We start from the raw sequence: 26,835 nt of genomic DNA, 5'->3' as shown, positions 1-26,835 counted from the left end.
GCGGTCAATGGCCGCGAACCAGGCACCCTGGTGTATCTGCCATACATCGGTACACCCTTCACCCGCCTTTCCCACATCCAGCACTCTTCTACCGTCGTGCGCGATTCTTGCATTACACTGCCTGACGCACATTCCTTAACCAATCGATGAGAAGCCCGTGCTCAAAGCACTCAAGAAGATGTTTGGCAAGAGCGACGCACAGCCGCTTGCTGCCGACACTGGCGCCACCCGCGCGCTACCCGTCGACACTGAAGAATCGACCCCGCCGGCCACTGTGGCGGTTGCACCGGCCGCCAGCCCTGAACCGGCAGCAGCCGCTGCACCCATCATCGTCGAAACGCCCCGCCGCCCTCGCCCGCCCAAGCCTGTGGCACCGGCCTGGAACCGCGCCGACTTTCAGGTCGCCCCGCAGGAAGGCAAGACCCGCTTCCACGACTTCGCGCTCACCGACGAGCTGATGCACGCCATCCACGACCTCGGTTTCCCCTATTGCACGCCGATCCAGGCGCAGGTGCTGGGTTATACCCTCAAGGGCCGCGACGCCATCGGCCGTGCCCAGACCGGCACCGGCAAGACTGCCGCCTTCCTCGTCTCGATCATCTCTCAGTTGCAGCAGACGCCTGCGCCCAAGGAGCGCTTCATGGGCGAGCCGCGCGCGCTGATCATCGCGCCCACCCGCGAGCTGGTGGTACAGATCGCCAAGGATGCCGCAGGCCTGACCAAGTACACCGGCCTGAACGTAATGACCTTCGTCGGCGGCATGGACTTCGACAAGCAGCTCAAGCAGCTCGAAGCCCGTCACTGCGACATCCTGGTCGCCACCCCCGGTCGCCTGCTGGACTTCAACCAGCGCGGCGAAGTGCACCTGGACATGGTCGAAGTGATGGTGCTCGATGAAGCCGACCGCATGCTCGACATGGGCTTCATCCCCCAGGTGCGTCAGATCATTCGCCAGACCCCGCCCAAGCAGGAGCGCCAGACCCTGCTGTTCTCGGCCACCTTCACCGAAGACGTGATGAACCTGGCCCAGCAGTGGACCACCGACCCGGCCATCGTCGAGATCGAACCTGAGAACGTCGCCAGCGAAACCGTCGAGCAACACGTATACGCCGTCGCCGGCAGCGACAAGTACACGCTGCTGTACAACCTGGTCACCGGTAACGATTGGGAGCGCGTGATCGTGTTTGCCAACCGCAAGGACGAAGTACGCCGCATCGAAGAGCGCCTGGTGCGCGACGGCGTGAATGCTGCGCAGCTGTCCGGAGATGTGCCGCAGCACAAGCGCATCAAGACGCTGGAGGGGTTTCGCGAAGGCAAGATCCGCGTGCTGGTGGCCACCGATGTGGCAGGCCGCGGCATCCATATCGATGGCATCAGCCATGTGATCAATTTCACCCTGCCCGAAGTGCCGGATGACTATGTTCATCGCATCGGTCGTACAGGGCGGGCCGGCACCAGTGGCGTGTCGATCAGCTTCGCAGGCGAAGACGACTCCTACCAACTGCCTTCCATCGAAGCGCTGCTGGGCCGCAAGATCAACTTCGAAATGCCATCAGCCGAGCTGCTCAAACCGGTGGAGCGCAAGCGCTCCTGACCCCTGTAGGAGCGGTCCGAGGCAGCGAAGCCTCACCGCGCCGACCTCTTGTGAGAGCGGACTCTGCCCGCGAAGGCTCATCGCGGTACACCTGCTCCGCAGCGCCGATCTCTTGTGAGAGCGGGCTCTGCCCGCGAAAGGCCTCATCGCGGTACACCCGCTCCACAGCGCCGATCTCTTGTGGGAGCGGGCTCTGCCCGCGAAGAGGCCTCATCGCGGTACACCCGCTCCACAGCGCCGATCTCTTGTGGGAGCGGGCTCTGCCCGCGAAGAGGCCTCATCGCGGTACACCCGCTCCACAGCGCCGATCTCTTGTGGGAGCGGGCTCTGCCCGCGAAGAGGCCTCATCGCGGTACACCCGCTCCACAGCGCCGATCTCTTGTGGGAGCGGGCTCTGCCCGCGAAAGGCCTCATCGCGGTACACCCGCTCCACAGCGCCGATCTCTTGTGGGAGCGGGCTCTGCCCGCGAAGGCCTCATCGCGGTACACCTGCTCCACAGCGCCGACCTCTTGTAGGAGCGGGCTCTGCCCGCGAAAGGCCTCATCGCGGTACACCCGCTCCACAGCGCCGATCTCTTGTGGGAGCGGGCTCTGCCCGCGAAGGCCTCATCGCGGTACACCTGCTCCACAGCGCCGATCTCTTGTGGGAGCGGGCTCTGCCCGCGAAGAGGCCTCATCGCGGTACACCCGCTCCACAGCGCCGATCTCTTGTGGGAGCGGGCTCTGCCCGCGAAAGGCCGCCGCCGACCTTCAGATCATTCCCAGCGCTGCGCCGCCTGCTCGTCGCTTTCGCGTCCCTGCACCCAGCGTGGACCATTCTCGGTGCTTTCCTTTTTCCAGAACGGCGCTCGGGTCTTGAGATAGTCCATGACGAAGTCGCAGGCCTCGAACGCCGCCTGACGATGAGCGCTGGCCACACCGACGAACACGATCGGCTCACCCGGTTCCAGCGCACCGACACGGTGCAGGATCTCCAGTTTCAGCAACGGCCAACGCTGCGCTGCTTCCAGAACGATCTTGTCCAAGGCCTTCTCGGTCATGCCCGGGTAGTGTTCCAGCAACATCCCGCGCACTTCGAGTCCGTCATTGAAATCGCGCACGTAGCCAACGAAACCAACCACTGCACCCACCCCGGTATTGACCTGATGCAAGGCATTGAGCTCAACGCCCGGGTCGAACGGCTCATGCTGCACGCGAACGCTCATGTCAGCCTCCGGTCACGGTTGGAAAGAACGCGACTTCATCGCCATCGAACAGGGGCTCGCTCAGTGCACACATCTCCTGATTGCGGGCGCACATCAGGCCCTTCTCCCCAAGAATCTCGCGATCCCCACGCAGAATGAGGAATTCGCGCAAGGCATCGACACTGGCGAACTCGCCGGTGACCACTTCCTTGCCGACGCCCAGCAACTCGCGATAGCGGGCGAAATACAGCACCGTGTAACTCATGAGGCGTCCGCCTTGAAATGCCCACTCTTGCCACCCTGCTTCTCCAGCAGGCGCACCTGCTCGATGACCATGCCGCGATCCACTGCCTTGCACATGTCGTAGATCGTCAGAGCTGCAACACTCGCCGCCGTCAGGGCCTCCATTTCCACCCCGGTCTGCCCGGCCAGCTTGCAGCGCGCGGTGATCAGCACGCTGTCCTCGCCATCGGCCACCAACTCGACCTTCACGCCGGTCAGCATCAGCGGGTGGCACAGAGGAATGAGATCACTGGTTTTCTTCGCCGCCTGGATACCGGCGATGCGCGCCACGGCAAACACATCGCCTTTGGGATGCTCACCGTCGACGATCATGCGCAAGGTCGGTGGCAGCATACGGACACGTGCCTCGGCCACGGCTTCGCGAGAAGTGACGGCCTTCTCGGTGACGTCCACCATGTGCGCGCGGCCTTGGGAATCGAGATGGGTCAGCACAGCCTTACTCCTGTTCCAGAAGCGGCGATTGTAGCCCTGCAACAGGTGGCATGCACGAACCGCAGACGCCTAAGAGGTAGGAATTTTCTCGAACAACTTGGGAGATGTCCGACTTTCTTCCCATCTTTTCCCTAGCACACTTCCCCTCGATGTTGCACGTCGACCGGGTAGGTACCTGTTTCCCGCTGTTCGATGCGCGGCACGTTTTCAATGCTCAAATCAAACCCAAGGAAACGTACCCGATGAAAGCCTCAATTCTTGCACTGCCAGCAGCCCTGTTGTTCGCCGGCGCGGCCCTGGCCGATCAGCGTATCGACCATACCGTGACCGTGACCGCGACCGTACCCGTTGAACGTTTCTACGTCGAACCGCTGGGCGGCAACTGGATGAACGACCCACAGAACATGAGCTACCGCCCTGTGGATGGGACGTTGGAGCCTATCCGCAAGCAGTTGTCGGTCAAGAGCACCAGCGGCGCCATCAAGGCCAAGCTGATGAACGCTGCTTCCATGACCAGTGGCGCCAACACCATCGCGCTGAACGTCAGTGTGGGCGGAAAGACCCTGGGCACCGCCGCTGCAGGCGAGATCGTCGCCAGCGTCGACGACGCCAAGAACGGCACCGTGATCGACTTTCAGGTCAGCGCGGTCAAGCCGGCAGGCGCTTTCGTACCGGGCAGCTACCAGGGTCTGGTCAATGTGATTTTCGAAACACCTGATCCAGCCTGATTCTCGGCACAGGATCCCAGAACAACAACTTGCCTGTGCGTGATCTTTGCCCCCGGCCTCACGGTACCCCGTACAGCCGGGAGGCCTTTGCCTATGTGACAGCCATGACACCATATGCCGCATCGATATTTCTCGGGAGCCGGGCTCTGGCCCTGTTCTTGTTGCTGTCTGCATCTGCGGCCGCATCGGCTCAACAACTCGCCAGTCAGCAAGGAATCCTGAGTCAGGCACAAGGCTTGCCAAGTGATTTCAGTGAACACTTCTTCGATGTCCCCCTGGCGGTACGCGTCGAACTGGACGGACGCCTGCTGGGCGAAGCGCTGGTCATGCTTGATCGTCAAGAGCGAGTACAGTTGATCGAGTTCACCGCCAGCGAAGACAGCGCCGAACCCGACCACCTGCGGCAACGCTGGGCGGACTATCTCGCCGAAGGCCAACCCTTGGGCAACTGCGAACAGAACTGCACCCATGACCTGGTCGCATTGCACTACAGCCTGAATAATTCGCAATTGTCGATTCTGACCCGTACCGCCGAATACGATGACCAAGAGCAGCGTTTCTACGCATTGCCTGAACAGGGCAGTCGCGGTCTCATCTTGCGTAACCAGGTGAACATTTCGGCAGGCGAAACCGAGCAGACCGGTCGTTATGCCGTGCAAGGTCAAGGCAGCATAGGTCAATGGACGACAATGGCTCAGGCTCAGGCCGATCGCAGCCGCGACAATGAGCCTGGCACCCGTCACCGTATCGATCAGCTCTATGCCGAGCGCCTGCAAGAGCGCCACTTCTACCGGCTGGGCTATTTCACCCCCGGGGCTCAAGGCCTGGTGCGCCAGCCACGGCTGCTTGGCGACACACCCGACACAGCACTGGGGATCATGTATGGCACCAGTGACAGTCTGGCCGTGGCTAATGCCAGCCCCAGCGCAACCCCTATCTATGTCACGCCCAACCGCCCGGGCGTGGTCGAGATCTATCGCAGCGGGGTCTTGATCAATAGCCAGCCGGTTCAGCCTGGCTTGCAGACCATCGACACCAAAGTACTGCCCGGCGGTATCTACGATGTGGAAGTGCGCCTGATCGAAGACGGCCAGGTCACCTCCAGCAACGAAGCGTTCATCTACAAGCCTTCGAACTGGAGCGATCCCGACCAGCCGTGGCGCTACAACCTCTACCTGGGCCAGCGCCGGACACTGCTGAGCAACTGGGACAGCGATGATCAACGCAGCCTGAGCGCGGGCATGCTGTTCAACTACTTGGCCCATTCAAGGGTCGTGCTGGGCGGATCGCTGCAACGGGTAGGTGGCTATGACCAATACGGTAGCTCCATCGACTGGGACGCGAGCGACCGCCTCAAGCTGTACGCCAACCTCTTCCAGACCCAGGCACACGGCCACGGTTATGACTTGCAGGCGCTGTGGACATACGACGGCGGCAACCTGGTCCTGGGTCGCAACCAGAGCTGGCAACAATTTCCACGCCAGCGCGGGCAGCGCGAAAGACCACCGGGACAGGACGTCATCCAGACTTCGCTGTCCTGGCTGCATCGTCTCAACGCCCGTATCAGCACCACCACTCGCGTGGCCCAAGCCGATGGCCTGTATGGCGGCACCTCGTTTGACCTGGGCTTGACCTACCACGGCAAACTGCTGGGTTCGGATGCCAATTGGCGCACCTCGGTGTTCGACCATCCTGGCAACCCTGGAACCAACGGGGCCCGCAATCGCGGTGTCAACTTCACCTTGAGCATGAGCCTGGGTGAAAACGGGCGGCGTCTTTCGGGCACCCTGGGCACACGCACTGCCCGCGACGGCAGCCGCGACCAGAACGTGTCGCTGACCTACCAGCAAAGTATTGCGCACCACACGCTGCACAATGTTGCGGCAACCGTCACCGGGGACCGCTACGGCACCGGCCTGGCGGGCAATGTGCAATTCCGGAACAACGCAGTGTACGGCGATGCCTACCTGCAAAGCTCTTCCTACGACAACAATCTGAGCGGTGGCCTCAATCTGGAAAGCACCGTGGCACTGGGTGGCGGCAAGGCGGCGGTCAGTGGCAACTTTCAAGCCTACGAAGCCGGCATGATCGTGGACGTGGAATCGGACATCAGCGATCTGACGCTACGGGCCGATGACCATAACGGCGCCAGCGCTCCGCTCAGGCCTGGACGCAACATCATTCCGGTCAGCGCTTATCGCCCGGGCCACGTGCTCTTCGATTTCCAGGGACAGGACGCCCAGGCAGCGGTCATCCAGCCCGCTACTGTGAGCTATCACCTGAACCGCGGCGGCGTGAATTATCAACAGATCCGAGTAATGCGTACCGTGACCGTGCTGGGTCGCCTGCTGGATGTCCGCGGTGAGCCTATCAAGGGCGCTCTGGTCATCAATCACGCCAGCCGCAGCCTGACTGAAACCGACGGTTTCTTCGCGGTGGAAATGAGCGAATCCACGCCTACTTTGGAAGTCCGCCAGAGTGGCGGTCGACTGTGTTTTCTCAAGCTTGATGGAAAACATGCCACGCGGGAGAACGAGATCCTGCTGGTGGGCGATCAACAATGCAGCCCGGACAGTCTGGCTGCGGCCAATACGCTGGACGGAGGTGCGGGATGAACACCGCTATGATGACAACAAGGGGATGGCAAGCACTGCTGATGCTGGCACTGTTCATACAACTGCTGAGCAACCAGGCCGCAGGCGCCGACGCGGTGGTGACGGCCTGGATCGATACCCGGGGAAAATTCACCAACACCACGGCAACGCCCAGTTTCTGCCGCTGGTTCACCCAAGGTAGTGCGTGCTGGAACCAATGGGCCGTGAACCTGCCCTTGACCTACTACAAGAGCATCGATTTGTCGGTAGATAACGACCGAGCCAAAGTCTATGTACGCCCCCCACCCAAACAGATACTGACGGTGGTTAACGAGAGCACCGGTCAGACCGCGTCGATCACTATCGAGGTCGGCGCCATCAGTCAGAAGGTTCGGCACGAAACGCATCCGGTGGTAGAGCGCGACATCAACGGAACGTGCACCTCAGTGCCGTCCTACCCTGGCAGCAATTATCGGCAGCACTTGTGGTACATCTACACTTTGCCCTGCGTTGCCAGAATGCCAAGTACGCCCGGCTCACAGCAGGTCTTCTTCAATGAACTGGGCATGATTTTCTACCCCACCTTCCCGGATACCGCCACCTTGAGTCCCGGTCGCTGGGAAGGCCGCCTGACCTATCAGCTCGGTGCACCGACCGGCTTCGACTTTGGCGAAATGTACGGCAACGATACCGATAGCATCGACCTGGTCTTTCGCTTCAACGTGCTGCATGACATGCAGGTGGAGATGCCCTCGGCCGGCACCGAGCTGAGCATCATGCCGCCAGGCGGCTGGAACGATTTCATGGTCAACCAGCGCATACCCGAACGCCTCTACAAGAATGTGCCGCTCCAGGTGTGGGCCTCCAGTACTTTCATGGTGTACCTGGCGTGTCAATACCCAAGCCGGACCAACCAATGCAATATAAAACACCTGAACGGCACCACCGAGGTGCCCGTACAGGTGGCCTTGACGCTGCCGGGCACCTTTAGTGAAAAGCGACGTCCTGTGGACCGTCTGCAACTGCTCGACGGACGCTCGCAAGCCAAACTCATCGCGCCGCTTGGCAATGTCTCCAACCAACCTGGCACCCTGCACTTCGATGTCATCAAGGCTGACATCGAACCCATGGTGAAGTACCCGGGCAAATACAGCGGCTGGATCACCATCATCTACGACGCCAACCCGTGAGGCCCTATCCATGAGACTGCTCTTGACCCTATTGGCGGTGCTGGCACCTTGTGTCCATGCAGCGCCTGAACTGAACATCGGCAGCATGTACGAATACCTTGAAGGTACGCGCAGTACGGCGCTCAAGCGCATCTACAACAGTGGCGACGGCACGGCATTCGTCAAGGTCACAGTGGCCGAGCTGGTATACGGTGCAGACGGCAAGGTGCAGGAGGTTTCGATGGACGGCCTGCCTACCGAACAGCGCACGCTGATCGCCAGCCCTGCCAGGCTGATCGTGCCGGCCAAAGGCATGCAGCAGGTACGCCTGTTGTTTCGTGGAGAACGCACGCAGGAGCGCTACTTTCGCCTGCGCTTCATCCCGGTGCTTCCCGATAAGCAGGACAGCTTCGGGTTGACTGCCGAAGAAACGCGCCAGTACGGCGAATCCCTCAAGGCAGGTGTCAACATACTTGCAGGTTACGGCGCAGTGGTCTTCGTCAAACCAACTCAGACTCGATACGACAGCGACGTGGTTCAGGAGCCGGGACGATTCGCCATTCCCAACCGAGGCAACGCCACAGTGGTACTGGATCATTTCAATGACTGCGACAGCAGCGGTCGAGACTGCACCACTCCAGTCAAACACCATATCCGCCCTGGGGGCCAGATGGTGTTCGACAAAAAACCTGGGCGCGCCTATCGCTTCGTGCTGGAGGAAGGCGAGAAGCGCCGCTCGATCGAGTTCAACGGCTGACGCTTCTCGGACACGGGCTTACAGATGACTCTCGGCATACTCGGCCAGAATCGACCGCGGTACACCTTGCAAGGTGATGTGCACACCCTGCGGGAAATCCTTGAAACGCTCCGTCAGGTAGGTCAGCCCCGAACTGGGCGCCGACAGGTAGGGGGTGTCGATCTGCGCCAGGTTGCCCAGGCAGATCACTTTGGAACCGGCGCCGGCACGGGTGATGATGGTTTTCATCTGGTGCGGCGTCAGGTTCTGGCACTCGTCGATCAGGATCAGGCTTTGCTGGAAACTGCGGCCTCGGATGTAGTTGAGGGATTTGAACTGCAACGGCACCTTGCTCAGGATGTAGTCGACGCTGCCGTGGGTGTTTTCATCCTCCATGTGCAGGGCTTCGAGGTTGTCGGTGATGGCGCCCAGCCAGGGCTCCATTTTTTCCGCTTCGGTACCGGGCAGGAAACCGATCTCCTGGTCCAGCCCCTGCACGCTTCGGGTGGCGATGATGCGCCGGTAGCGCTTGGTCACCATGGTCTGCTCGATGGCGGCAGCCAGCGCCAGGATGGTCTTGCCCGAACCCGCCGCACCGGACAGGTTGACCAGGTGGATGTCCGGGTCCAGCAGGGCGAACAAGGCCAGCGCCTGATAGATGTCGCGTGGCTTCAGACCCCAGGCTTCCTGGTGCAACAAAGGCTCCTGATGCAGGTCGAGGATCATCAGTTCGTCGTCCTTGATGCCCTTGATCCAGCCGACGAAACCCTGCTCGTCGATGATGAACTCGTTCATGTGCACCGACGGCAGCAGCTCGCTCAACTGCACGCGGTGCCAGGTGCGGCCGTGGTCCTGACGGGTCTCGACCTTGCTCACGCGATCCCAGAACGATCCGGGCACGTTGTGATAGCCGCGTGAAAGCAGCGACACGTCGTCGACCAGCTGGTCGGTGCTGTAATCCTCGGCGGCAATGCCGCAGGCGCGCGCCTTGAGGCGCATGTTGATGTCTTTGGTGACCAGAATCACGCTCAGGTCGGGGTTGCGTGTGTGCAGGTCGATCAGCTGGTTGATGATGATGTTGTCGTTGAGGTTCTGCGGCAGCAGGTTCGAAGGTTCGGGACGCTTGTCCATCAGGATGGACAGGAAGCCTTTGGTGCTGCCATTGACGCGCATGATCGGTACGCCGGACTCGACCACTGGAGGCGAGGCATCGCCCAGGGTCTTGTCGATCAGACGGATGGCCTGCCGACACTCGGCAGCGACGGTCTGCTTGCCATCCTTGAGTTTGTCCAGTTCCTCCAGAACGGTCATGGGGATGGCGACGTGGTGCTCTTCGAAATTCAGCAGGGCGTTTGGATCGTGGATCAGTACGTTGGTATCGAGCACATAAAGGATTGGCTGATCGGAAGAGGTGCTGCGTCCTTGTTCATCCATACTCGGTCACCTTTTTGGGAGCCTGACAACGCAATACCTGGACGGTGCTGCGCCGCGAAAAGGCCGCCGGATTCCCGCATCAAGGAGCAGGACCTGCGCACAGGTGGAGAGTCTCTGGAAGACGCCACCTGTGATGCAGGGTTCGGCGGTCTGTCTTCGTAATACCGCAAAACCCATGAAGGAAAAAAGCACTTTACGGTTTTTTGAAGTTTATTTTTCCGTAGTGCGAATAACGCTTGGCGGCTGCAACGCACGCCGTTAGAGTCCGAAGTTGACCCGCCCGTCACCAGACCGGCAAATTTCGCAAAAAACCTGCCAAAGCCCCGTAAAACCTGACGTTTAACGCTTTTGTTCACTGAACGTCGGCGCAGGCTTGCCATTGGATGTCGGTCTGGGCGGTTTCGCGCATCAGCCAGGGCACCGCAGTCTGAGCCTTGGCCAGGCTGTCATGAAACACCACGATCCCCCGACGCCACAGCAGCATCAGGCTGAGCGTACGCTCGCCGGCCTGCTGGGCGGTCAGGCGGCTGTCGTCGTCCATCGAATCGATGTTCCACAGCGCCACTCTCAGACCCGCGCCAGCGAAGAACCCACCGCTGTCGGCGCGGCGCTGACCATAGGGTGGGCGGAACCAGGGCACGTAGCTGTCAGGCAGATCGCTCTGCAGCAGCGCGATGCTGCGCAGTATCGAGTCCTGCCATTTGTCCCATTGTCCATGAGAGACGTACTGCCAACCCAGGGTCGCCACGCACTGCCCGGCATACAGCGCCTGCAATTGAGCCACCGAGGTCTTGTCGGCGCGCGCCTGCAGGCTCTGGCCTGGCACGAAGAACGTAGCGCTCAGATCCTGCGCACGCAGGTAGCCGGTCAGCGCATCGGTGGCGCCATCGGCCGGGCTGGGGCCGCCGTCGAAGGTGAGCAGGAAGGTGCGGTCGGCAAAGCCGTTGCCATCGAATTCCTGTTCCGACAACAGCTGCACTTCGCTGGTGGTCTGCGGCGACACCGCGGCCAGACGCAACAATTCGTTGAGATAGGCCTCGCTGAACACCTGGCCCGGTACGGCAAACCCGGAATAGAAGGACTCGGGCGCGATACCCAGATCGGCCGCCTGGGTGCGCAGATCGCTTTCGCTGTCGATGGCATAGCAGAACGAGGCGTCCTGCTCGCAGCTTTGCTGCGCCAGATCGAAATTGGCCCAGAGCCGCTGCCAGAGTCGCTGGCGCAAGTCGTCGATCGCCAGCAGGTTGATCTGGCGCAGGCCCAGACGTGCGGTCAGCTGTGCTTCGTCCTGGCTTTCACTGGCCAGCAACGAACGGGCGAACAGCAGTATCTGCGCACGCGAGGCCACATCGAACAGTACCGGCGATTCGATGCGCTCGGGCCAGTGACTGCGCTCCAGGGTCGCCACCGGCGGCGCGGCGACGGCGGCCTGAGCGCCGCAGAACAGAGCGGCCAGCATCCTTGATACCCAACGCAACGGCGATCTCCTCGATGAAGGGTGCGCGGGCACTATACCGCTGTCATGCCGCGGCGCGTAGCGTGGTGGTGCGCGCGGGCCTTCCCCCACCTCGTTTCTGTGATTACAGTAGGCAATCAACGGCGGTTCAGGAATCACCCTATGCTTCGCTTGGCCCTCGCCGTGCTGATGCTGGCCACGCCCATGGCGTTCGCCGCCGGCAAGGTCAGCATCTTCAACTGGCCCGATTACATGGCCCCCGATACCCTGTCCAACTTCCAGCGCCAGACCGGCATCGACACCCAATATTCTATTTTCGACAGTAACGAAACCCTGGAAAAACGCCTGCGTGAATCCCCCGGAAAGTACGATGTGATCTTTCCATCCAACCACTTCATGAATCGGCATATCAGTGTCGGCAATCTCAAGCCACTGGACCGCAGCCGTCTGCCGAACTGGAAGTACCTGAACCCTGCCCTGCTGCGCGCCCTGGAAATCAACGACCCCGGCAATCGTTACGGCTTCCCCTACCTGTGGGGCTTCAGCGGTATCGGCTACAACGTGCAGCAGGTCAAGGCCGCGCTCGGCGACGATGCGCCGGTGGATTCCTGGGATCTGGTGTTCAAGCCGGAAAACATCGCGCGCCTGAAGAAGTGCGGCGTCGCCATCCTCGACATCGGCCCCGAATTGTTGCCCATGGCACTCAACTATCTGGGGCTGCCCTCGCACAGCCAGAATCCGGCCGACTACGACAAGGCGCGCGCGCTGCTGCTGAGCATCAAGCCCTACGTACGCTATTTCGATTCGGTGGAGTACAGCCATCAGTTGGCCGAGGGGAAGCTGTGCGCCGTGATCGGTTTTTCCGGCGATATCCTGCAGGCGCAGACTCAGGCCAGACAGGCCAACCAGGGCGTGGACATCGAGTTCACCTTGCCGCGGGAGGGCTCGACCATGTGGTTCGACATGGTCGCCATCCCCGCCGACGCGCCGGACGAAGACGCGGCGTACACCTTTCTCAACTACCTGCTGGACCCCAAGGTCATGGCCAACATCACCAACAGCGTGCACTACGCCAATGGCAACGAAGGCGCCGATGAATGGGTCGACCCTGCGATCAAGGGCGATCTGCGGATCTACCCCAGCGCCGAGGTGATGAGCAAGCTGTTCCTGCTACAGCCCATGCCGGCCGATATCGAACAGCTGCGCACCCGAATCTGGAACCAGATCCGTCACTGAGGCCCTGGCTTGGATCAGTGATGCTCGCGAGTGGCACGGAATTTCACGTCCGGCCAACGTTCCTGCATCAGCGCCAGATTGACTCGCGTCGGCGCCAGGTAGGTCAGGTGCCCACCGCCGTCCAGGGCCAGGTTCTCAGCGGCCTTGTTGCTGAATTCCTCGAGTTTCTTCTTGTCGGCACACTCGATCCAGCGGGCGGACCACACGGTGATCGGCTCGTAGGCGCATTCCACCTTGTATTCCTCTTTCAGGCGGCTGGCGACCACGTCGAACTGCAGCACGCCGACCGCGCCGAGAATGATGTCGTTGCTGCGCTCGGGGAAGAACACCTGGGTGGCACCTTCCTCGGCCAACTGTTGCAACCCCTGGCGCAACTGCTTGGACTTGAGCGGATCCTTGAGCCGCACTCGGCGGAACAGCTCCGGGGCGAAGTGCGGGATACCGGTGAAGCCCAGGCTTTCACCCTCGCTGAAGGTGTCGCCGATCTGGATGGTGCCGTGGTTGTGCAGGCCGATGATGTCGCCGGCGAAGGCTTCTTCGAGCTGCTCGCGCTCGGAGGAGAAGAACGTCAGGGCATCGCCGATGCGCAGGTCCTTGCCGGTGCGCACGTGGCGCATCTTCATGCCCTTCTCGTAGCGGCCCGAACAGATGCGCATGAAGGCGATACGGTCGCGGTGCTTGGGGTCCATGTTCGCCTGGATCTTGAACACGAAGCCGGAGAATTTCTCTTCCACCGGCTCCACGGTCCGCTCGTTCGCCACCCGCGGCAGCGGGCGCGGCGCCCAGTCCACGACGGCATCGAGCACATGGTCGACGCCGAAGTTGCCCAGCGCCGTACCGAAGAACACCGGCGTCAGCTGGCCGGTCAGGAACTCGTCCTGGTTGAATTCGTGGCAAGCGCCCTGCACCAGTTCCAGTTGCTCGACGAAGCGGTCGTACTCGTCACCCAGGTGCGCACGGGCCTCGTCGGAGTCCAGCTTCTCGATGATCTTCACATCGGTACGCTCGTGGCCATGGCCCGGCGTGTAAACGATGATGTAGTCGCCTGCCAGGTGATAGACGCCCTTGAAGTCGCGGTAGCAGCCAATCGGCCAGGTGATCGGCGCGGCCTTGATCTTGAGCACCGCCTCGATCTCGTCGAGCAGCTCGATCGGGTCGCGAATGTCGCGGTCCAGCTTGTTGATGAAGCTGACGATCGGCGTGTCGCGCAGGCGGCAGACATCCATCAGGGCAATGGTGCGCGGCTCGACGCCTTTACCGCCATCGAGCACCATCAGCGCCGAGTCCACCGCCGTCAGGGTGCGGTAGGTGTCTTCCGAGAAGTCTTCGTGACCCGGGGTGTCGAGCAGGTTGACCATGTGCTCGCGATAGGGGAACTGCATCACCGAGGTGGTGATGGAAATCCCGCGCTGCTTCTCCATTTCCATCCAGTCGGAAGTCGCGTGACGGTCGGATTTGCGCGACTTGACCGTACCGGCCACGGCAATTGCCTTGCCCATCAGCAAGAGTTTCTCGGTGATGGTCGTCTTACCCGCATCCGGGTGGGAAATAATGGCAAAAGTGCGGCGTTTCGCGACTTCGGCGGCCTGTTGGGTCATGGATGATCGCCTGGCGAGGGAGTGAAAAAGGGCGCGGATTATAGCCTGCCTCGGCAAAAATCGCACCTTGTCCAAGGCGATGCTCCGACTTTCAAGCGCTCCCTCTTCACGCATGCCTCAGCCATAGATACCACCTCCATGCGGCCGGGCCAGGCAACAGTGGCCGCTCCGCCATCCCATGCTCGATCAGCAGGCGGGGCTATCCATTGCCCAGGAGTCACCATGCCTACCCAATTTCTACCCTGGTTCCACAGTACTTCGCTGCGGCAACGTTTCGCGGCTCACGCGCAGGCCAGTCTGGCTGCCGGCACGATCACCGTACAAGAGCATCAATGGCTGGAGCTGCTGCACGCAACCGACCGTGACCACCAGCCCACTTCGCTGCGACAGATGCGCGTTGACTCGATCGCAGCCATCCTGAGCGATGGCCAACGGGTCGATCTGCCTGCCACGGTCCGACTCAGCCGAGGCGGGCACTCCAATGTCGTGATGCTCTACAACCCACTGATGGGGCTGCGCCGCTTTGCCGACCCGCTGCAGCTCAAGCAGTTTCTCCTCGAACACATCGGCAAATCGGGATGGGGAGCAGCCTTGCGCTTTGCGGCGACAGCGACACAGCAGCTTGCGATGAAGAGGCACCAGGTCGAGGCCTTTCAAGGCTCGCTGCTCAGCGGGGACGTGTTCGATGCATTGATGCTGCGTATGCAGGCGGGTCTTGCAGACAACCTTGCGCAGCTGCGCGGATGGGTGCGAAACCAGCCGACACCTGATGCCATGCTCGCTGCTGACAAAGACGGACCTATCGATCCGGCAGTGCGCGCCAGCACTTGCCTGGCCCAATACTGGAATGACGCGGCCGCCACCAGTGCGCCACTGTGCGAACAACTGGGCACGGCACTGCAGACTACCCTGCTCCACCACCTGCTGCACAGCAGGCAAGCCGGCCGGCTGGAACCGGAGCAATACCGCCAACTGGCCGCATGGGCGATCGGACTCGATGCAGAAACGGCGCTCGCGTTGCGAGCCTTTTCCCTGCGTGTGTCGACAATGGAAAACCAGAGCGTGCCGCTGGACGATCTGCTGGTGCTGAGCTTGCCGGACCATACAGGCTCGTATTACATTTATCGCGCTGCCGATGGAGTGCAGTGTTATCCCAGCCGTCGAGCCTTGCTGGCGGACCTCTCTGACCCGCTACGCCGAGACTACTGGCTGCTTCAGGTATCCGGCAGCGGCCGAGCCCTTTTGCAAACGCTGAGAATCAATGCGTTGTGCCTGGACCCCACGCCCATTCAAACGCTCCAGGGGTATGCAAACGCTCTGCTGGCACGTCAACGCAGCCGTCTTCATGAAGCCCTGAGCACGGACAGTTCGCAGACCCCTTTGCGCCTGTGCCAGCAAGCCCTGGCCCTGGATCAGTACCTGGATCCCCATTTGCGAATCATGGCCCCTCTTTTCCCAGCCGACATTCGCGATGATCCGGCCAGCCTGAACTACGTCGGCGGTGCGATCCTGCGTGATGCCCACAACCCGCAGCAGTTACTCACTCACTTGGCCGATCTGGACCTGCAATACGCCCGCTATCAAGCGCGAGGACCGGACTTGGCGTCGGTTTCGGCCAGTATTCTGCAACTGGAAATGGCCTGCGTCCTGGAAGACGGCCCCGCAGCACTGTCCATCCAGCTACCCGCGCCCAACCTGCCCCAGGCGCTATGGCAGAACGAGGATGCTGACCTGGGCCAGGCTTTCATACAGGTCGCCGAAGGGGTACAGCAGCCAGTCGACGCGTTGCCAAAATCATTGATGACGTCGATTTTGCAGCGTGCTCGCCGGCAGTTGCGTGCTTCATTCGAACAGGCAGTGCAGCACCGAGAGGCGTTGTCCGGCGGGTACTATCGCAAACTGCGGTATTACCTGAACGAGCTGGAAACTCGGCTGGACCACAAGCCTGCCCAGCGCCCTGCGGCCTTGCAGGAGAACATTCCCGACAGCACCGCAAGGCAAGCCTGGCGCCTGCAAACCTTCGATCATTTGATGGCGGGCAGCTGGCCCAGCGCGTCACTGCCTGATCTGATGCGTCAGGCGGATCCGTCCGACAGTCTGGCACAGGCTCTGGAGCACTACCGTGACCTGGCGCGTCGGCAAATCCAGATCGACATGATTCCACCCTGGTTGGCGCAGGCGACTGCTGCGCAGAAAAACGATTACCTGAAAGCCTTGGCCTACAATTTGTTGAGCAGCCCCGTCGAGCAGGATTACCTGCTCGACCTTCAGGACATTCCAGCCTTTGCCCAGGATCGTTTGCAAAGCCAGCTGGACATCGATTTCACGCCCGGTCGGTTCAAGCCCCAGGCCATCTTCGTGACCACCCAGCGCTATGTGTCGGCACCGCCGATGCCGGGTGAGATTCCCAGTGCCATTCCCGCCGCCACGGTCAGTCATCGGCAAAGCCTGGTGCAATATGCCCTGAATCATTACCGCGACTGGGACGCAGCCCTTACAGCCATCGAGCTGGGCAGCGGGCATCCGGCTCCCCCCGAGCTGGATGCCGCCTATGTTCGCCAACGGGTCCGAGCGCTGGACCTGGGCAAACATTACCAGGTGATGCTGGAGCAGGCGTTCACTGCAACGGACGTGCGCTATTCACAAAGGCTTGCGCTGTACTGCCGTCAACTGCCCGGCCAGTTGATCGAACGCGCCTGGCGAGCGCACCTCATGGGTGACCTGTCATTGCAGGCCGTTCAGTTGGTCACTCAAGTGATGCTTGCGCCCGAGGCACAGCTGCGCAAGGCTGGCGAGCTGGGAGTCCTCGATTTCACGCCACTGCAATTGATCCCCGGCCCTGGCCTGCAACCCGATTGCGTCCCGGACAGTTATCTGTTCATCGCCCGTGGTACCGGCCTGTGTGTGCTGTATCTGCCGTATGAGGCCAGCGTCCCGCTGCAGGCGTTCGGCGGCACTGCCGCGTTGCTGCAGGCATTGATCGACGACAGCGCCTTGCAACAACGCGTCTTGGCACGCATGCCCGGGCAGTGGCGTTCACGCTACGACCATGGTGGCTTCCGAGAAGCACATCTGAACCCGAGCTCGACCTCTGGTTTCGATTACTTTCCAGCGCCAGGCCCTGTTCGACTGGAAAGTACACCCATCGCCGGCAACCTGCTGCACTTTCTGTTCGAGGACAACGCGCGCTACCTGGTCGCGCACTCCAAGACACAATTCATCACAGCGGCACAGGCGCAATGGAACGCCTTCGTCAACGTATTGAGCCTGGCCTGGGAGCAACTGCCGATGTTTCTGCCGGGCAAAATGGGTCTGATCCTGGCCGCGTGGCAGTTGGAGCTCAAGACCCTGCAGGTCGTCGAGGCTGCAGAACAGCACAAATGGGGCCAGAACCTGCTTGAGCTGACCTGTGCACTGATTCAGGGTGCATTGATCGGACATGGTGTCGCGAAACTGGAAAACGTGCCGACCAGCCTCGAGCAGTTCTGGCAGGCCATGCGCGAAGACGAACAGTACGGCGTATCCCTGGCCGGCTACGAAAGCCCCGGCCAAGCCTTGCACGAACTGTATTTCGAGGCGTCCACCGGCAGCTACGCCACGCGAACCACCTACGAGCATTTCGTCAGCCTGCGCAGTCGGCTCTATCGTGTTCGACAGGAAGGCGACCAATGGTTTCTGGCGGGTGAGATGGACGAGGAATTGGGACCCATGCTCAATTTCGATCCCCAACTGGGTTGGGCAATCAGCGTGCCTCAGGCACTGCCCCTGTACGAAGGTGGCGTGCCAAGCCGGCTGGGTGGACGCTTGACGCGCTGGACGCTGAGCCGCGACCAGGTGGTCATCCTGGCCGTGGGCGCGCGCAAGATCCGTGAATTGATGCCGCAACGCGCCCGCATGTTGCGCCATGCACACCGCGATGCCCTGACCTACCTGGGCGTCGCTTTGGATAACCTGCATCGCGCTATCCCCACCCACCGCGCACCGGCGGCCACTCTGGAGATCATCGCGCGTTTCTTCGGTACGCCACAGGTCAGTGACGCGCTGGTGCGACGCATCCGTCAATCGCTGGAAAAACTCGTCACCGTCATGGCATCGCGAGCGTATTCGCCGGTGAGTTCAAAACGCTACATCATGGGCCGCCGCCTGAGCCCGGCCTCCAGCGTCGGTATCGCGTTCATGTCCGCACTGGACCCGCAGAAGCAGGTTTTCCTGCTCGACGAATTCTTTGAGTTCGACACCGCCCGCCACCTGCCGCTGGCGCCGACCTTCACACCCGACGATGCGAATGCCTTGAGCAAGGCCATGGTGTTGCTGCATGAGTTTACCCACATCGCCTGTGACACCCGCGATATCCGCTATCTGGAGGCTGCGACCCCCTACGTCGAAAGGTTGCAACCTGGCGTACGTCGCGCCTGGCTCGAGCATGAGCATGACGAGCTGTTCTCCCATCTCACACCCAGCCGACGGCTGTTCACCGTACGCGATGACGTAACCGGCCAGATACGCGACCTGCGCAACGACGACCGCAAGGGACGCGCGTTGATTCTGCGGATCGCCGCCTCGCCGGACCTTGTGGACGCCCGCCGCAGGTTCCTCGACAACGCGGACATCCGTTCACGCATCATGCTGATGAACGCCGACTCGCTGACCTTGCTGATCTACAGGCTGGGCCAGAGACGGCACCTGGATTGATCTGGATTCAAGCAGTGGGGAGCGGGTTGGCCCCCTTGCCGCAACAGCGCACATCGCAATCCAACGTGGCGCTGCGCCGGCCAGCCGCGCCATTTTCGCCACCGTCCATTTGCTCGTGAACGGCATCCGAGGTGGCCAAGTGCCGTCCATGTATGGGAACCTTTGCACGCCCGGAGACGTCCACACCCTGATCCGAATACGCATCAGGGTCAGCAAAATCAGCAAGTTAGCCTGACGAGGCTGCGCTTATGGCTCGCACCACGCGAGCTGCTATTCGCGTCCTACCTGGGCCGATCGCTCGCCCGAGCGCTCGTCGCAGGCCCGGTAGGCGCCGACTGAAAAAGGAGTCCGCCTGTGGCTAATCGCTATGGCAAAGGGCTGTTAGGGGGCGCGGTTATCGTTGCCGTCCTGGCCCTGCTGGTCCATTGGATCGGCATAAGCACTATCGAGCACTACCGTGAAGACCTGCTGTTCTACCTGCAAGCGCACCTGATTCTGGTGCTGGTTTCAATGTTCGCCGCACTGTTGGTGGGCATCCCTGCCGGCGTCGCGCTGAGTCGACCCAGCATGGTCAAGCGCGCCGAACGCTTCATGCAGATATTCAACATCGGCAACACCATTCCTCCCCTGGCGGTCCTCGCCATCGCCCTGGGCATCCTGGGCATCGGCAGCGGCCCTGCCATCTTCGCGCTGTTTCTCGCCTCCCTGCTGCCCATCGTGCGCAACACCTACGAGGGGCTGAAAAACGTTCAGGGTTCACTCAAGGAAGCCGCCACCGGCATTGGCATGACCCCACGCCAGGTGCTGTTCAAGGTGGAATTGCCCAATGCCGTGCCGATCATCGTCGGCGGTGTACGTGTGGCGCTGGCGATCAACGTGGGCACTGCGCCCCTGGCGTTCCTCATCGGCGCCAACAGCCTGGGCAGCCTGATCTTCCCCGGTATCGCCCTGAACAATCAGCCGCAGCTGCTGCTGGGCGCCGCCTGCACTGCGCTGCTGGCCTTGATCCTGGACGGCATCGTGACCCTGGTCAGCCGCCTCTGGCTTGAACGCGGGTTGACTCGCTGAGCGAAGGAATGAATTCAATGAAGAAGTTAAGCATCGTACTGGGCCTGGCCCTGCTGTGCGCGGGCGTCGCGCAGGCCGCAGACAAACCCGTGATCCGCCTCGGCGCGCGGGTGTTCACCGAGCAAACCGTACTGGCGGCCATCACCGCTCAATACCTGGGCAGCAAGGGCTACGACGTACGGGTTACCGGCGGCCTGGGCAGCAACCTGGCGCGCAGTGCCCAGGAAAGCGGCCAATTGGATATGCTCTGGGAATACACCGGCGTCTCCCTGGTGTCCTACAACCACATCGACGAGAAGCTCGACAGCGCCGCGACCTACGCGCGAGTCAAGGAGCTGGATGGCAAAAAAGGCCTGGTCTGGCTGACCCCTTCGCGGTTCAGCAACACCTACGCCCTGGCCTTGCCTGAAGACGTCGCCAAGGCGTATCCCCAGGTCAACACCATCAGCCAGCTGAATCAGGTGCTGATCGACGAGCCGAAGAAAGACCACATCCTGGCCCTGGACACCGAGTTCGCCAACCGCTCCGACGGCCTGGTGGGCTTGACCCAGACCTACGACCTGAAATTCACCCGGCGTGACATTCGCCAGATGGATGCCGGCCTTGTCTATACCGCGCTGCGCAACGGGCAGGTGTTCACCGGCCTCGTCTATACCACCGATGGCCGCCTCAACGCGTTCAAGCTCAAACTGCTCGAAGACGACCTCAAGTACTTCCCCGACTACACCGCAGCGCCCGTGGTTCGCCAGCAACTGCTCGACGCCCATCCGCAACTGGCCGCGCAACTCAAGCCGCTTGCCGAGATGCTCGACGATGCCACCATGCGTGAGCTCAATGCCCAGGTCGACGTCGCGCACCGCAGCCCGACCGTCGTGGCGGCCGAGTTTCTCAAGGCCCATCCGATCAACGATCAAGCCCAGGAGAAGCCATGAGTTTCCTCGACACCTTCTCCCACCTCGACTGGCCGTTGGTGCTGCAACTGACCTGGCAGCACATCACGCTGGTCGGCATCGCCGTCAGCCTGGCCATCCTCTTCGGCGTGCCCATCGGCATCCTGATGACCCGCTTTCCGGCACTCGCCGGGCCGCTGCAGGCCTGCGCCACGGTGCTGCTGACGATCCCCTCGATCGCCCTGTTCGGGTTGCTGCTGCCGTTCTATTCCAAGTTCGGCCAGGGCCTTGGCCCACTGCCGGCCATCACCGCCGTGTTTCTCTACTCGCTGCTGCCGATCCTGCGTAATACCTACCTGGCCCTGACCGGCGTGGAGCCCGGCATCCGCGAAGCGGCCAAGGGCATCGGCATGACCTTCGGCCAGCGCCTGCGCATGGTCGAACTGCCCATCGCCGTGCCGGTGATCCTCGCCGGCGTGCGCACCGCCGTGGTGATGAACATCGGCGTCATGACCATCGCCGCCACCATCGGCGCCGGCGGCCTGGGCGTTCTCATCCTCACTTCCATCAGCCGCAGCGACATGTCCATGCTCATCGTCGGCGCCGTGCTGGTCAGTGTCCTGGCGATCATCGCCGACCTGCTCCTGCAATGGCTGCAACGCGCCCTGACTCCCAAAGGATTATTGAAATGATCGAACTTCAGAACCTGACCAAGACCTTCCACAGCAACGGCAAGGAAGTCAAAGCCGTCGACGCGGTAAGCCTGACCGTCAATGAAGGCGAGATCTGCGTATTCCTCGGGCCTTCGGGCTGCGGCAAGAGCACCACGCTGAAGATGATCAACCGGCTGATCATGCCCACCTCCGGCAAGGTCCTGATCAACGGCGAAGACACCACCGGCCTGGACGAAGTGACCCTGCGCCGCAACATCGGCTATGTGATCCAGCAGATCGGCCTGTTCCCCAACATGACCATCGAGGAGAACATCACCGTGGTCCCGCGCCTGCTCGGTTGGGACAAGAAGCGCTGCGCCGAGCGCGCCCGCGAGCTGATGAGCATGATCAAGCTGGAACCCAAGCAGTACCTGCATCGCTACCCGCGCGAACTCTCGGGCGGCCAGCAACAGCGCATCGGCGTGATCCGCGCCCTGGCCGCCGAAGCGCCGTTGCTGTTGATGGACGAGCCCTTCGGCGCGGTCGACCCGATCAACCGCGAGATGATCCAGAACGAGTTCTTCGAGATGCAGCGGGCCTTGAACAAGACCGTGATCATGGTCAGCCATGACATCGACGAAGCGATCAAGCTGGGCGACAAGATCGCTATTTTCCGTGCCGGCAAGCTACTGCAGATCGACCATCCCGACACCTTGCTGGCCCATCCGGTGGACGACTTCGTCAGCAACTTCGTCGGCCAGGACAGCACGCTCAAGCGCCTGCTGCTGGTCAAGGCCGAGGACGCCGCCGACAACGCACCGTCGGTGAGCCCGGAAACGCCGGTGGCCGATGCACTGGAGCTGATGGACGAACACGACCGGCGCTACGTCGTGGTCACCGACGCGCAGAACAAGGCCATGGGTTATGTACGCCGCCGCGACCTGTACCGCCAGGTCGGCAGCTGCGTCGACTTCCTGCGTGAATTCAACGCCACGGCGGCCTACGACGAGCACCTGCGCATCCTGCTGTCGCGCATGTACGAGTTCAACCGCTCATGGCTGCCGGTGCTGGACGCGGAGAACGTGTTCCTCGGCGAAGTGACCCAGGAATCGATCGCCGCCTACCTCAGCTCAGGCCGCTCGCGCGGCATGAAAACCAGCATCGTCTCCCCCGCCGAAACCGCCCAGGCCTGACAAGCCACCGCCCCGCTCCCACGCCGTGTGGGAGCGGGACAGCCGCCGAGCCCTCTGCCCGCGAAAGCCACCCCGCAACTCCACAGCCCTACCCCAGATTGAACCGCGCCGTATTCTCGCTCAGCACCCGGCTCCCCTGCCCCAACCGATCCGCCGCCTGGTTCACAGCCCGCGCACCCTCGAGCAGGCGCACCGCCGCCTGGTCCACCTGCTGGATATTGCTGCTCACCTCATCGGCCGTGGCGGCCTGCTCCTCCACCGCCGTGGCGATCTGCGCCAGGGTATCGGTCACCCCCTGTACCGCTCCGGCAATCTCACCCAGGCGCTCACCCAGGCCCATCACCGACTGCGCATCGACCTGCGCCTGCCCACACGCGGCCTGCATCAAATCCACGGCCTGCTTGACCGTCGAACGCAGGCTTTCCACCGTCCCGGCAATCTGCCCGGTAGACGCTTGCGTGCGCTGCGACAGGCTGCGCACCTCATCGGCCACCACCGCAAAGCCGCGCCCCTGCTCGCCCGCCCGGGCCGCCTCGATGGCCGCATTGAGCGCCAGCAGATTGGTCTGCTCGGCAATACCGCGAATCGCATCCACCACCGACTGGATCTGCTGCCCCTGTTCACTCACACGGCCAAGCGCCTGGGCCGTGTCGTTCAAGCGCTGGTTGAGCTGCTGGATACTGGCAGTGGTGCGTTGGCTATCACGGCTGCTGTCTTCGGCAATCTGCCGGGTGTGCTGGGCACTGCCTGAAGCCTCCTCGCAACTGCGGGCCACGCCTTGCGAAGTGGCGGCCAGCTGCGTGGCCGCCGCCGCGATCTGGCTGATCTGTTGCTGCTGCGCCTCGACCTCATCAAGCGTGCCGCTGGATTGGCTATTGAGCGTCGCCACCGCCTGGCTCAACTGCACGGTCTCGTGGTTGACGCCCAGCAGACTGCCACGCAACTGCACCACGGCGGCATTGAGCGCCGTACTGATTGCTGCGAGCTCGTCACGCCCCTGCACCGCTACCTGAACACTCAGATCGCCGTCGCGCAGCGATTGCGCCAGCGTGGTGATTCCGCTGGCGCTGCGTCGAATCGACGCCTGCAGGCACACGAACAGGTACAGCGCGGCCAACAGCAACAGGGCGAATACCGCAGCGCCTGGAATCAACTGGCGAACGGCCTGATCGTGATAGTGATCCAGCCGCCATTCCAACGACTTCAGCGACTCGTGACGCAGTTCGTTCAAGGCGCCGAGCATGCTGTCGATACTGCTTTCGAACTGCGCGGCAGACAGCTTGATGTCGCCGCCGAACAGATTCTCGTCCAGCCGCTTCAACTCGCCATCCAACGTCCCCAGCGCCTTCTGGTACTGCGCATCCCAGCCGCGCAGTTGCTCCGGCAGGCGCTGCTGCAAGGCGCCACCGGCTTTCACCAGTTGCTCGCGCGCATCGTTGATGCGGCTGCGCAGATCACGCATCTGCAGCCGACTCTGCAGGCTGAACTGCCCCGCCACCAATGACGAATGACCAATGCTGCCCAACCTCCCGACGCGCTCGATCAGATCAGGCGCCTGCTGGGTCGCGATCTGCATCAGGAGATAGGTTTCCCGCCATGGATCGACGATCAATCCGCTGGCCATGGCGATCTGCTCGCGCAGCACCTGCACCGACGTCAGCGCGGCCGTGAAGCGATCGTAGCCGTCAGGCCACCAACCCACCTGGCGCAGGCTCGCCAAGTCCAGACCCTTGGTCGCGGTTTGTACCGCTTGCAGCCGCTCCAGGGTATCGGCAGGCGCCTTTTCGCGCGCCAGCTCACTGCTCAGCTTGTCGAGCGACGCCTGGATCCCCGGCGTGGCCGCCTCCAGCGCAGCGATCGCCGCCTGCGCCTCTGGCGTTGGCTGGCGCTGGATATCCACCGCTTTCCAGCGCGCGGCACGGTTGCGCTGCGCCGACAGCTGCGCATCCAAGCTGTCGAGTGCCAGCAACTGATGCACGCCGCTGCGCTCGGCATTGATGACCGCCAGCCGGTCGCGAAAGTCTTCCCCCAACAGCCACAGACTGCCTACCAGCGGCAGCATGAACAGGAGAAACAGCAGCTGAAACTTGCGCGCGAAACCATAGCGACCCAGCAACCGGATACCCGGTGACAACAAAGCATGCATGTCCGACAACTCCACGGAGACTGCAGGTACCTACGGAAACGTGGCGCCAGCAAAATGCCATCTCAGCAAGATTCAGACCAATCATCTTCCCTCGGCTTTGCCCGTACCCTGGATCGCCCCACCGCTGGCGCGGCTCCGCTTTGGTGCAGAAGCCCCCGACTCCCTGCTTCCAATCAGTGCAAAGAATGTGTAACCGGAAGTGGCAAGAGAGCCGTAACGCATTACCGATGGCGCGCAAACACCGCCTCCAATGACATGGCCCGGAACCTGCTACACGCAAACCGCAAAAGCTGACCACACAGTTATGTTTCAGCACACGCCAACGCTCGCTCAGGCTGGCTCGCTACACACACCGTCGCCGCACGATCCGGCGTCCATCGTCCCAGGGGAGCAACATGCTGGACTCATTCTTCAAGCTCAAGGCGCACAACACCACCGTGCGCACGGAAATCCTCGCCGGGGTCACCACCTTCCTGGCCATGGCCTACATCTTGTTCGTCAACCCCAGCATCCTGGGCGAAACCGGCATGGACAAGGGTGCCCTGTTCGTCGCGACCTGCCTGGCGGCAGCCATCGGCTCGGCGATCATGGGCCTGATCGCCAACTACCCGATCGCCCTGGCGCCGGGCATGGGCCTCAATGCGTTCTTCACCTACACCGTGGTCCTGCACCTGGGCCACAGCTGGCAGGTGGCACTGGGCGCGGTGTTCATCTCGGCCGTGTGTTTCTTCCTGCTGTCGATCTTCCGCATCCGCGAATGGATCATCAACAGCATTCCCTTGCCACTGCGTTCAGCCATCGCCGCAGGCATCGGCCTGTTCCTGGCGCTGATCGCACTGCAAAACGCCAAGATCGTGGTCGCCAACCCGGCCACCCTGGTCGGCATGGGTGACTTGTCCAAACCCGAGCCGGTCCTGGCGATCCTCGGCTTCTTCATCATCGTTGCCCTGGAAGCGCTCAAGGTCCGCGGCTCGGTGCTGATCGGCATCCTGCTGATCACCGTGCTGTCCATCGTGCTCGGCATCACGCCGTTCGGCGGCGTGGTATCGATGCCGCCATCATTGGCGCCGACCTTCCTGCAACTGGACATCAAGGGTGCGTTCGACGTCGGCCTGATCAGCGTGATCTTCGCCTTCCTCTTCGTCGATCTGTTCGACAACTCCGGCACCCTCATCGGCGTGGCCAAACGCGCCGGCCTGATGGGCAAGGACGGCCACATGCCGAAAATGGGCCGCGCCCTGATCGCCGACAGCACCGCCGCACTGGCCGGCTCGCTGCTGGGCACCTCGACCACCACCAGCTACATCGAGTCGGCAGCGGGCGTCAGCGCCGGTGGGCGAACCGGCCTGACCGCCATTGTGGTCGCCTGCCTTTTCCTCCTGGCGCTGTTCTTCGCGCCCTTGGCCGGCAGCGTTCCAGCGTTCGCGACCGCCCCCGCGCTGCTGTTCGTGGCGGTACTGATGGCGTCGGGGCTGGCAGAAATCGACTGGGACGACATCACCGTTGCCGCACCCGTCGTCGTCACCGCGCTGGCCATGCCATTGACCTACTCGATCGCCAACGGCATCGCGTTCGGCTTCATCACCTGGACGGCGGTCAAACTGCTGAGCGGCAAATGGCGCGAACTCAATTCGGCACTGGTCGTGCTGTCGATCATCTTCGTCATCAAGCTGGGCTGGTTCGGTGGCTGATCGCCGCGCCGCGCGCCCCCCTTGTACCCGCGCATAGT

Annotated in this window: 19 protein-coding genes; 12 read left to right on the top strand and 7 right to left on the bottom strand. The window is 62.1% G+C overall.

Annotation, left to right across the window (positions count from 1 at the left end; translation table 11 throughout):
- Positions 1 to 157 precede the first annotated feature (157 nt).
- On the top strand, positions 158 to 1,594 hold the full coding sequence (gene rhlB, locus BLV18_RS03250) for an ATP-dependent RNA helicase RhlB (protein ID WP_090356311.1): 1,437 nt from the start codon (positions 158 to 160) through the stop codon (positions 1,592 to 1,594).
- A 755-nt stretch (positions 1,595 to 2,349) separates the two neighbouring features.
- On the opposite strand, the gene moaE is transcribed toward rhlB, so the two are convergent.
- Genes moaE through moaC form a run of 3 tightly spaced genes read right to left on the bottom strand, consistent with a single transcriptional unit; the run spans position 2,350 to position 3,513 of the window.
- Complete coding sequence (moaE, locus tag BLV18_RS03240) at positions 2,350 to 2,799, bottom strand: molybdopterin synthase catalytic subunit MoaE (RefSeq protein WP_090356307.1); 450 nt, start codon at positions 2,797 to 2,799, stop codon at positions 2,350 to 2,352.
- Between the two features lies 1 nt (position 2,800).
- Positions 2,801 to 3,043 (bottom strand): MoaD/ThiS family protein, encoded by a 243-nt coding sequence (locus BLV18_RS03235; RefSeq protein ID WP_090356304.1) that lies wholly within the window; start codon positions 3,041 to 3,043, stop codon positions 2,801 to 2,803.
- On the bottom strand, positions 3,040 to 3,513 hold the full coding sequence (gene moaC, locus BLV18_RS03230) for a cyclic pyranopterin monophosphate synthase MoaC (RefSeq protein ID WP_090356302.1): 474 nt from the start codon (positions 3,511 to 3,513) through the stop codon (positions 3,040 to 3,042). Before moaC ends, BLV18_RS03235 begins: the two co-directional genes overlap by 4 nt.
- 242 nt (positions 3,514 to 3,755) lie before the next feature.
- On the opposite strand from moaC, the gene BLV18_RS03225 reads away from it, so the two are divergent.
- From BLV18_RS03225 to BLV18_RS03210, 4 genes are all read left to right on the top strand, one after another.
- Positions 3,756 to 4,241 carry a CS1 type fimbrial major subunit gene (locus tag BLV18_RS03225; RefSeq protein ID WP_090356300.1) on the top strand — a complete coding sequence of 162 codons (486 nt, stop codon included), beginning with the start codon at positions 3,756 to 3,758 and terminating at the stop codon, positions 4,239 to 4,241.
- A 104-nt stretch (positions 4,242 to 4,345) separates the two neighbouring features.
- Positions 4,346 to 6,856, top strand: a complete 2,511-nt coding sequence (locus tag BLV18_RS03220; protein WP_090356297.1) for a TcfC E-set like domain-containing protein — start codon at positions 4,346 to 4,348, stop codon at positions 6,854 to 6,856.
- Complete coding sequence (locus BLV18_RS03215) at positions 6,853 to 8,025, top strand: hypothetical protein (RefSeq protein ID WP_139211003.1); 1,173 nt, start codon at positions 6,853 to 6,855, stop codon at positions 8,023 to 8,025. The genes BLV18_RS03220 and BLV18_RS03215 overlap by 4 nt, the downstream gene beginning before the upstream one ends.
- Before the next feature lie 10 nt (positions 8,026 to 8,035).
- A complete protein-coding gene (locus BLV18_RS03210; RefSeq protein WP_090356293.1) occupies positions 8,036 to 8,761 on the top strand; it encodes a pilus assembly protein in 726 nt (241 codons plus the stop codon).
- Positions 8,762 to 8,779: 18 nt separating this feature from the next.
- Here BLV18_RS03210 and BLV18_RS03205 read toward each other — a convergent pair whose 3' ends face one another.
- A complete protein-coding gene (locus BLV18_RS03205; RefSeq protein ID WP_090356291.1) occupies positions 8,780 to 10,174 on the bottom strand; it encodes a PhoH family protein in 1,395 nt (464 codons plus the stop codon).
- 352 nt (positions 10,175 to 10,526) lie between these two features.
- Complete coding sequence (locus BLV18_RS03200) at positions 10,527 to 11,633, bottom strand: polysaccharide deacetylase family protein (protein ID WP_090356289.1); 1,107 nt, start codon at positions 11,631 to 11,633, stop codon at positions 10,527 to 10,529.
- Between the two features lie 159 nt (positions 11,634 to 11,792).
- Between BLV18_RS03200 and BLV18_RS03195 the strand changes: the two genes are divergently transcribed.
- A complete protein-coding gene (locus BLV18_RS03195) occupies positions 11,793 to 12,866 on the top strand; it encodes a polyamine ABC transporter substrate-binding protein (RefSeq protein ID WP_090356287.1) in 1,074 nt (357 codons plus the stop codon).
- Positions 12,867 to 12,880: 14 nt separating this feature from the next.
- On the opposite strand, the gene BLV18_RS03190 is transcribed toward BLV18_RS03195, so the two are convergent.
- Entirely contained in the window at positions 12,881 to 14,464 is a 1,584-nt protein-coding gene (locus tag BLV18_RS03190; RefSeq protein WP_090356286.1) for a peptide chain release factor 3, read from the bottom strand.
- Between the two features lie 222 nt (positions 14,465 to 14,686).
- On the opposite strand from BLV18_RS03190, the gene BLV18_RS03185 reads away from it, so the two are divergent.
- The 5 genes from BLV18_RS03185 (at position 14,687) to BLV18_RS03165 (ending at position 22,960) form a co-directional block, all read left to right on the top strand.
- Positions 14,687 to 19,156: a dermonecrotic toxin domain-containing protein gene (locus BLV18_RS03185; protein ID WP_090356284.1), complete on the top strand. Its 4,470-nt coding sequence runs from the start codon at positions 14,687 to 14,689 to the stop codon at positions 19,154 to 19,156.
- A gap of 354 nt (positions 19,157 to 19,510) precedes the next feature.
- The gene (locus tag BLV18_RS03180) at positions 19,511 to 20,224 is read left to right on the top strand and encodes an ABC transporter permease (RefSeq protein ID WP_049861802.1); all 714 of its coding nucleotides are present in this window, start codon (positions 19,511 to 19,513) and stop codon (positions 20,222 to 20,224) included.
- Positions 20,225 to 20,241: 17 nt separating this feature from the next.
- Positions 20,242 to 21,156, top strand: coding sequence for a glycine betaine ABC transporter substrate-binding protein (locus BLV18_RS03175; RefSeq protein ID WP_056844928.1), 915 nt, complete (start codon positions 20,242 to 20,244; stop codon positions 21,154 to 21,156).
- Complete coding sequence (locus BLV18_RS03170) at positions 21,153 to 21,806, top strand: ABC transporter permease (RefSeq protein ID WP_049861800.1); 654 nt, start codon at positions 21,153 to 21,155, stop codon at positions 21,804 to 21,806. The genes BLV18_RS03175 and BLV18_RS03170 overlap by 4 nt, the downstream gene beginning before the upstream one ends.
- A complete protein-coding gene (locus BLV18_RS03165) occupies positions 21,803 to 22,960 on the top strand; it encodes an osmoprotectant ABC transporter ATP-binding protein OsmV (RefSeq protein WP_043186305.1) in 1,158 nt (385 codons plus the stop codon). Before BLV18_RS03170 ends, BLV18_RS03165 begins: the two co-directional genes overlap by 4 nt.
- A gap of 88 nt (positions 22,961 to 23,048) precedes the next feature.
- Here the strand turns inward: BLV18_RS03165 and BLV18_RS22845 are convergent, their stop codons facing one another.
- On the bottom strand, positions 23,049 to 25,106 hold the full coding sequence (locus BLV18_RS22845) for a methyl-accepting chemotaxis protein (RefSeq protein WP_090356283.1): 2,058 nt from the start codon (positions 25,104 to 25,106) through the stop codon (positions 23,049 to 23,051).
- Positions 25,107 to 25,501: 395 nt separating this feature from the next.
- On the opposite strand from BLV18_RS22845, the gene BLV18_RS03155 reads away from it, so the two are divergent.
- A complete protein-coding gene (locus BLV18_RS03155) occupies positions 25,502 to 26,797 on the top strand; it encodes an NCS2 family permease (protein WP_049861797.1) in 1,296 nt (431 codons plus the stop codon).
- The last annotated feature ends 38 nt before the right edge of the window (positions 26,798 to 26,835 follow it).

The sequence above is a fragment of the Pseudomonas coleopterorum genome (assembly GCF_900105555.1).
GTDB classification, from domain to species: Bacteria; Pseudomonadota; Gammaproteobacteria; order Pseudomonadales; family Pseudomonadaceae; genus Aquipseudomonas; species Aquipseudomonas coleopterorum.
Note: the sequence above shows the minus strand (reverse complement) of the source record. Positions and strands in the feature narration are given on the sequence as shown.